At 67.7% G+C, this 8214-nt stretch carries 8 protein-coding genes; all 8 read right to left on the bottom strand.

The features are described 5' to 3' along the window. Positions 1 to 1655: leucine--tRNA ligase (gene leuS / locus VFW45_04805; protein HEU5180086.1), on the bottom strand; the 1655-nt coding region annotated here is incomplete at its 3' end. A 71-nt stretch (positions 1656 to 1726) separates the two neighbouring features. Then, entirely contained in the window at positions 1727 to 2545 is an 819-nt protein-coding gene (locus VFW45_04810) for a methyltransferase domain-containing protein (protein ID HEU5180087.1), read from the bottom strand. A 247-nt stretch (positions 2546 to 2792) separates the two neighbouring features. Further along, the gene (locus VFW45_04815; protein ID HEU5180088.1) at positions 2793 to 3671 is read right to left on the bottom strand and encodes a zinc-ribbon domain-containing protein; all 879 of its coding nucleotides are present in this window, start codon (positions 3669 to 3671) and stop codon (positions 2793 to 2795) included. Continuing rightward, the gene (locus VFW45_04820; GenBank protein ID HEU5180089.1) at positions 3668 to 5305 is read right to left on the bottom strand and encodes a response regulator; all 1638 of its coding nucleotides are present in this window, start codon (positions 5303 to 5305) and stop codon (positions 3668 to 3670) included. Before VFW45_04820 ends, VFW45_04815 begins: the two co-directional genes overlap by 4 nt. Before the next feature lie 184 nt (positions 5306 to 5489). Beyond that, the gene (nusB, locus tag VFW45_04825; protein HEU5180090.1) at positions 5490 to 5924 is read right to left on the bottom strand and encodes a transcription antitermination factor NusB; all 435 of its coding nucleotides are present in this window, start codon (positions 5922 to 5924) and stop codon (positions 5490 to 5492) included. Next, positions 5917 to 6441, bottom strand: coding sequence for a 6,7-dimethyl-8-ribityllumazine synthase (gene ribH, locus VFW45_04830; protein HEU5180091.1), 525 nt, complete (start codon positions 6439 to 6441; stop codon positions 5917 to 5919). The genes nusB and ribH overlap by 8 nt, the downstream gene beginning before the upstream one ends. A gap of 75 nt (positions 6442 to 6516) precedes the next feature. Next, positions 6517 to 7233 carry a hypothetical protein gene (locus VFW45_04835; GenBank protein HEU5180092.1) on the bottom strand — a complete coding sequence of 239 codons (717 nt, stop codon included), beginning with the start codon at positions 7231 to 7233 and terminating at the stop codon, positions 6517 to 6519. Between the two features lie 4 nt (positions 7234 to 7237). Further along, entirely contained in the window at positions 7238 to 8149 is a 912-nt protein-coding gene (locus tag VFW45_04840) for a PfkB family carbohydrate kinase (GenBank protein ID HEU5180093.1), read from the bottom strand. Positions 8150 to 8214 lie beyond the last annotated feature (65 nt).

Here is an 8214-nt window from a genome sequence, read left to right on the forward strand (position 1 = left end):
AAGAAGCGCGAGTAGATCAGATGCAGGATCGCGTGCTCGACCCCGCCGCTGTAGAAATCGACCGGCATCCAGTAGGCAGCCGCCGCCGGATCGAACGGCAGCTCGGCGTTCCGCGGATCGGCGAAGCGCAGGAAGTACCAGGACGAATCGACGAACGTGTCCATCGTATCGGTCTCGCGCCGCGCCGGCCGCCGGCATCGCGGACAGGGGACGTGCAGGAAGCTCTCGACCGAAGCGAGCGGCGAGCCCCCTTCCCCGCTCAACCGGACCTCCTCCGGAAGCAGGACGGGAAGATCTTCGTAAGGCACCGGCACGATGCCGCACGCCTCGCAGTGGATCATGGGAATCGGCGTCCCCCAGTAGCGCTGTCGCGAGACGCCCCAGTCCCGGATCCTGAAGCTGGTGGTGCGCCGCGCGATCCCCTTCTCTTGGCCGGCGCGCAGCATCGCCTCGATCGCCTCGGCGCTGCGCATGCCGGTGTAGGGGCCGGAGTCGATCAGAACGCCGGTCGCGGTGTAAGCCCCCTCTTCAGGCGGGATGGCGGAGGGATCCTCGGGGCGCACTACCGGCCGGATCGGCAGATGATAGCGGCGCGCGAATTCGTGATCGCGGGCGTCGTTGCCCGGAACCGCCATGATGGCTCCGGTGCCGTACTCCATCAGGACGAAGTTCCCCACCCAGACGGGGATGCGCGCGCCGGTGAACGGGTTCAGCGCGTCGCGTCCGGCGTAGACCCCCTCCTTCTCGCCTCCCATCTGGGCGTCCTGGTGGACCACGTCGCGCGCCTGCATGCGCGTCACGAACTCGCGCACCGTCCCTTCCTGCGGCGTTCCCGCCGCCAGGCGCTCCACCGCCGGGTGCTCCGGCGCCAGGACGCAGAACGTGGCCCCGTAGATCGTGTCCAGACGGGTGGTGAAGATCTCGAGGTCTTCCTTGAGATCGGGAAGCGGGAAGCGCACCAGGGCGCCCTCGCTGCGGCCGATCCAGTTCTTCTGCATCTGGCGGACCCGCTCCGACCAGCCGGTCAGCTTGGGCAGCCAGTCGTCCAGCTCCGCGGCATAGGAGGTGATGCGCAGGAACCACTGCTCCAGCGACTTGCGCGTCACCGGCGAGCCGCAGCGCCAGCAGACTCCCCCTTCGACCTGCTCGTTGGCCAGCACGGTCTGGCAGGTGGCGCACCAGTTCACCCAGCGGTGCGCCCGGTAGGCCAGGTCGCGCTCGAACATCTTGAGGAAGAACCACTGGTTCCAGCGGTAGTAGTCGCTGCGGTGCGCGGCGATCTCGCGATCCCAGTCGTAGGAGTAGCCCATCCGCTTGAGCTGCTGGCGCATCTGGGCGATGTTGTCCTCGGTCCAGACGCGCGGGTGGATCTTGCGCTGGATGGCGGCATTCTCCGCCGGCAGCCCGAACGAGTCCCATCCCATCGGATGCAGCACCTTGAAGCCGCGCGCGATCTTGAAGCGCGCCACGGCGTCGCCAATCGTGTAGTTGCGCACGTGCCCCATGTGCAGCCGGCCGGAGGGATACGGCAGCATCTCCAGGCAGTAGAAGCCGGGCCGCTCCGGATCGGGGCGGTTGTCGACGGCGAAGGCGCGCTCCTCCTCCCAGCGTTGCTGCCACTTGGCCTCGATGGAGGTGAAATCGAATTCGCTCACGGAAGCTCCGGTGCTGGAGGGGTGAGGGCGGTGGACAGGAACGCGAAAATTAGCACCCCTGATCGGGGCTGTCAACGAGGACGGCGGGCCTCGGCCCAGCAGACCGAATACCAGATCGAGGCGCCCGGCAGCGCCGCCCAGAGGCGCAGCGCGGCGAGCGATTTCGCGAGCTCAGCCGGCGAGAGCCCGCCGGTTTTCACGAGCTGCCGCCGCGCTCCGACAATCACTCCCATGAGGTTCCGGTGGAAGCCGGGAAACTGCGGGGCGGGAGAGCAGCTGCCGAAGAACAGCCAGGTGCAACGGGTCGACTCGGCGCCCGCCGCCAGCAGGAGGGCAGGCAGCTTCCGGCCGATGAACGGGTCGTTGCCGGTCGCCGCGAAGGCACGCACGTAAGCGCGCCACAGGCGGCGGAACCCGGCCGGCTCGGGATGCAGGCGAAGCAGATCGTGGTCGTCGTCCTCGAGGACGATACGTCCTCCGGGGCGTACCGCCCGGACCATCTCCCGCACCGCGGCCAGCGGGTCCGGCAGGTGCTCGAGCAGGAAGCGGGCATGCACCACGTCGAAGCTCCCCCATTCGGAGGGCGTCAGGGGCAGCGCGCGCGCGTCCCCGGAGCGGAACTCAAGCCTCGGGCCGCGGCTCCCGGGAAGGCGCTGCGCCGCGCGGATTTGCCGCGCGCTCTTTTCCACCCCCACCACCTTGCCGCGCGGTCCCACCGCGAGCGCCATGGCCCGCGCGAAATGTCCCAGCCCGCTGCCCACCTCCAGAGCCCGCTGGCCGCGCCGCAGCGCCAGGGCCTCCAGGGAGTTCGCATTCAGCAGATCGTTCAGGAGAGCGAGCCGGTGCTGCTCCGGGCGCGAGGTGCCGTGCACGTAGCGGGACGATTTCAAGACGCCTCCCTGGTGTCGCGTATCGGTAATCCCGTTACATTCGGCCGTCGATCCATCCCGGCTTGCGGCGTTGCGTCTCGCTTGCGTAGCCACAGGGGTACGCGGCGCTTCGTGGTGGAGCGGCCATGGGCCGCGGCGCCTGCAATCCGGGCGGCTCGGCACATGTTAACGTGATTTCCGATACGCAACACCCGGAGGCGCAGTAGCCGGGATGGAGCGGGATCCTGGTTTCGGGGAGATTGCGGAATCAGGAGGCCGAGGCGCGCCGATGGACGGGGTCGGGACGGATTTCCTCCAGCGTGTCGCGCAGCGCGGAGGCCATCAGCTGGGCACGGTTCGCGACCCGGGCAAAGCGCTGGTCGACGATTTCACGTCCCTTTCCGAGCTCTTCGCCGAAGGATTCGAAGAAGGTCCCTTCGCGCAGGGCGCGGCTGAATTTCTCCGGATGGTACATCTGGATGTCGGAGACCATGATGCGCGCCAGCCGGCGGATTTCCATCTCCTCGGCGCTGGCGGGAGAGGCGGCGGAATGGACGGCGACGACGGGTGAGAGGGCCGCGGGTCCCGGCTCCTCCGCGAAGCAGGCTGCAGGGACCCACTCCCGGATCTTCCGCTTCATCTCGCCCGGGCCCAGGCTGGTGGGAATGATGTCATCGGCCCCATACAGCCCGCGCGGCAGTCCTCCCGGCTCCTGCCGGGCCATGGCGCCGATCAGGATGACGGGAGTGGAGCGCAGATCCGGGTCGCTCTTCAGCCGCTCACATACGTTGATACCGAGCAGGCGCCGCAGGTAGACGCTGAGGAGGATCAGGTCGAAGCGGTGGCTTCCCGCCAGGAGGAGCGCTTCTTCGCCGTTGTCGGTGATGCCGACCTCGAAGCCCCCTTCCCTCAGGAGCCCGGCGGTGAAGTCACGGAATTCGCGCGGCTCGTCCGCCAGCAGGGCCGTCAGAGTCGTCGCCGGGGTCTTTGGCGCTCCCTGGGGCATCCGCGCGGGACCGGAGGGTGAGCTCTTACGGGCGATGAAGACGGCGCGGCACTTGGGGCAGCTGAGGCGGGCCGTTTCCCCGGGGACCTTCGCATCGTCGAGACGGTAGCGGGCCCGGCAGCCGGGGCACTCCAGGTTCACGCGAACTTCCTCTGCGCCTCCGCTTCCGCCGGTCTGTGGAGGAATTGCTCGAGCGCGATTCCCACCTCGCCGAGAAAGATCTCCAGCCCGCGCGTGTCGCCGACGGGTGAGTCGCTCTGCCCGTTGTCGCCATACAGGACCGCCACCACCTGGTCCTGGCTCATCAGCGGCAGAAGGAGGCCGTCGCCCGAAGGTCCGCCCAGCTGCTCCAGGAGCTTTTTCTCCTCGGGATGATCGAGCGGGCCGCGGACGGAGGTTTTGGCGGCGACCGCCTCCATCAGGTGGGTCCCGGGCACCAGCGGCAGCGCCAACCGGCGAAAACGGCCGTTGGACGCCGCGACATCGCGGCCTCCGCCGAAGCCCCCCAGCCCTCGGACCTCTCCATTTCCGACTTCCAGGAGGACGCCGCGCTCGAAATACTCGGAGGCGAGACGCAGCACCAAAAGCGGGATCTCCATTTCGCTGCCCGGGCGGCGCAACTCGCCGAGCAGGGCCCCCAGCAGCGACAGCTGATCCACCACGCGGATCGTCTCGGAGCGCTCCTCCTCCGGAGCGGCGGCCAGCTCGGCATTCTCATCGCGCAGGATGCGCGCCCCGGTCCGGGCGAGCCCCTCCACCGTCTCGCGCAGCGAATCGCCGTCGGCGGGAAGCACCGTCGGCTTCTGCAGGATGGCGCGCACCCCGAGCGAGCGGGCCGCCTCCTCGACCGTGGGGTCGACTCCTTCCGACATCAGGATCACGCGCGCTCCGGGAAACTCCTGGCGCGCCCGTATCAGCAGCTCCAGCCCGCCGGCAAAGCCCGAGCCGCCGGTTTCGGGGACCACCAGGTCGGTGACCAGCGAGACGGGAGCGCCGGCCTCGGACAGCAGCGCGAATCTCTGGTATCCCGCCTCGGGCGAGGTGAAAGTCTCGACCCGGAATCCTTCACGGCGCCAGGTCCCGCCCAGAAGCTCGCGATAGACCGTTCTTTCGTCCACCAGAACGACCGCCAGGGTCCCGTCGCCTTTCAGCGTCTCGGGGGTGTCCGGCGTCTCGGGCTCCCTGCCGCCGTCGGTCGCGGGGATGCCGCACGAGCCCAGGTCGGGCAGGAAGAAATGGTGCACCGACTCGCTGCCCCTCGCCTGCATCTCCTCGAGGAGTATCTCGCGCGGATCCAGCCCTTCCGGTATTCGCAGGAGCGTCCCTTCGGTCGAGGCCTTGCCGTATCCGCGCCGCGATTCATCGCGCGCCACGCCGCCCGCCTCTTTGGTGCCGTCGATCTCGAAGCGGAACTCCCCTTCCCTCCAGGTCAGGAGCCGGCGGATCACCGCGCGCACCTCGCCGACCACCACTCTGCGCACCTGCTCCGGATCGAGGTAGGTCTTCGCCGCCAGGATCTGCAGCAACGAATCGGTGGCCCTCCGGCACTCGCGGATTGCCTGAACCAGGACATCGTCGGGAACCAGCCGCTCGCGGCGGATGCCGCGGATCAGGGGCGATTCCTCGCCCGGCAGATCGATGCCGTGGAGCAGTCCTCCCTTGAAGCGAAGGATCGCCAGGGAGTCCTCCTGGCCGAGGTAGAGAATGCCCGAGCGGCGGCTGAGACAGAGGATCTGGAGAATATCGGAGAAAGGGAGGTCTTTGAGGCTTCCCACGAGACTCAAGGGTTCGCTCCTCCGGAATGCGGCACCCCCGGCGGGGGGCACGACGGAGGAAATATAGGAACGAATCACGGGATTGCCAATCCATTCCGGGAAAAGGAGATAGTTCACGGCGAGAAGGGGCGGTGGGCGGGCTCAAGACCCGACAATCACGAAGCAAGTGCCTGAAATGAAAGGCTTAATCGGAGGGGGGAGCAGCTTCGGAAGGTGCGGGGTCGAGCCGTTTTCGTAATCCGTCGAGCACTCCGTTGACGAATTCTCCCGATTCGTCGCCCCCGAAACATTTCGCCAGCTCGATGGCTTCATCGATGATGACCGGCTGCGGGGTCTGCGGCTGGTGCAGGAGCTCGAAGACGGCCAGGCGCAGCACGTTCCGGTCGACCGCGGCGATTCGCGCCAGCCGCCAGTGCTCCAGGTTCTGCCGCAGCAAGGCGTCTATCTCCTCCAGATGGACCAGCGTTCCGCGCACCAGGCCCTCGGCGAAGTCCCGGGTCTCGGGATTTGGGTCCTTTCCTTCCCAGAAGGTGGCCAGGGATTCTTCGCGGCTCCCCCCTACCTCGATCTGGTAGAGCATCTGGAGCGCGAATTCCCGGCCTTTGCGCCGCTCACCCACGTTGACTCCGCCTCCGGCCCCTGCCTGCCGGCGCGGCCGTGCCGGATTCGAGGTCCCGGTACAGCGCCGCCATCCTCAGGGTCGCCTCGGCTGCTTCCCAGCCTTTGTTGGAACGGTTCCTTCCGGCGCGATCGCGGGCCTGGCGATCGGAGTCGACCGTCAGGACCCCGAAGCCGATCGGCACTCCGGTGGCGACGCCGATTGCCTGCAGGCGGGAGCAGACTTCACGGGCCAGTATCTCGAAATGCAGCGTCTCGCCGCGTACCAGGACTCCCAGCGCGATCATGCCGTCCGGGCGATCCTCCGAGCGATCCAGGATGCGTGCGATGGCCTGCGGAATCTCGAAGGCCCCCGGGACGCGCGCCACGCGCAGCGGGGTGAGTCCCGATCGCTTCAGCCGGTCGACGGCCCCTTCCAGGAGCGCTTCGCCGAGTTCCGCATGGTAATCGCTCATCACGATGCCGATCCGCAGACCGCTGGATTGGATGTCGGCTGTCCCCCGGGCTGTGCGTCGCATCGACGAATCTTTCTCCGTTTCCGGCCGCTTCGCGTCTCGCCGGTGCGCGATTCTAGGCCAAGCGCGAAGACGCGGTCAAAACCCGGTCAGAGGAAAAAGGGCGCCACGCAGGACGACGCTCCAGCGTGGTGCGAGCAGGGTCTTCAAAAGGGCATCGAGGAGAATGCATACGACCGCGACGGCGATCCAGAGGCGCGGGTTTCCGCGAGCTTGCGGGAGCGCCGCCAGCCGCCGCAGCAGCGGAATCGCGAGGACCACTCCCAGGATGACGAAGCCGATCACGCGCAGCATGGCCCAGGGCGGCCAGCCGAACAGGAGGACCGTGGACGGGGTTTGCGCGATCGCCAGGAGGCTGCCGACGTAGAAGCTCATGTAGTTCATCAGCACCGCTCCCAGGAGCAGCGCCAGAAAGCCGCCCGAGGCCAGCGCCAGGACCACGAAAGCCCCCAAGTGCAGCGCATGCTCCGGAAGAAACCTCGCCGGCGAGCTCTCCTTCCCGACGCCGGTGCGGACCCAGCCGAGCATCTCGTCGCGGTAGGCCGCCCCGTGGAGGATCGAGGTCTCGCCGGTGCCGGGAGCGAAATAAGCCAGCGTCCCCACCGTCAGCGCCAGCAGCACCGCCCAGGCGAGCATGTGCCCCACGGCCGCGGCGATCCTGCCGCGCCTGAGATCGAGCACCATGACGGGATAGGCGGGCAGCACCTGGAGGAGGGGGAGGAGCCAGACAAGATGAAGAAAATAGCCGGCGGCGGAGACGAGCGGCGTGGCGACGAGAAGGAGCCAGAAGGGCACTTGACTACGTCGGATCCGCGTATTGGGTCATGCGGTGGAATTCCTTCAATCGGGTGCGGATCTGCTCGGGACGCAGCGCCGCGAGACGCCGCAGGCTGAAGTCCTCGACGCAGAACGAGGCCATCACGCTGCCCACCACGAGCGCCTGGCGAATCGTCGCCTCGTCCAGCGATCCCTGGCGCGCCAGGTGTCCCATGAAGCCTCCGGCGAACGAATCGCCGGCGCCGGTGGGATCCACCGGATCGATCAGCGGATAGGCGGGCACCGCGAAGTGGGAGTGGTTGCTGTACAGCGCGGCGCCGTACTCGCCCCGCTTGATGATCAGGGAGGTCGGGCCGAATCCCAGGATCTTCCTGGCGGCCCGCACGGTATTGGGCTCCTGCGCCAGCTGGCGGGCCTCCTCGTCGTTGATCACCAGGACGTTGACCCCCTTCAGCATCTCCTTGACCGAGTCGCGCTTCCCCTCGATCCAGAAATTCATCGTATCGCAGGCCACCAAGCGGGGCCCTTTCATCTGGCCCAGCACCGAGCGCTGCAGGTCGGGATCGATGTTGCCGAGGAAGAGGTATTCCGCCTTGCGCAGCCTGTCGGAAAGCTGCGGCTGGAATTCCTGGAAGACGTTCAGCTCGGTCGCGAGCGTCGTCCTCTGGTTGATGTCGTCGGCATAAACCCCGCTCCAGCGGAAGGTCTTCCCCGGCACGCGCGCCAGCCCGGCGGTGTCGATGTCGCGATCGCGGAAGATGCGCGCATGCTCTTCGCTGAAATCCTCGCCGACCACCGCCACCAAGTGGACCGGCGCGAAGAAGGAGGCGGCGACGGCGAAATAGCTGGCCGATCCGCCCAGGACGTTCTCCGCCCTGCCGGTGGGGGTCTGCACCGAATCGAACGCCACCGACCCGACGACCAGGATAGACAAGGAAGGCTCCTAACGGTTGAGGTACTTGTCGACGAGCAGCGCCAGGCGGCGACGGGCCGCCTCGG

The sequence above is a fragment of the Candidatus Polarisedimenticolia bacterium genome (genome assembly GCA_035764505.1).
Taxonomy (GTDB): domain Bacteria; phylum Acidobacteriota; class Polarisedimenticolia; order Gp22-AA2; family AA152; genus AA152.

Bases quoted from the DNA above. Each gene is read 5' to 3' on its own strand.
- ribH (HEU5180091.1), bottom strand. From the start codon at position 6,441: ATGCGACGCACAGCCCGGGGGACAGCCGACATCCAATCCAGCGGTCTG.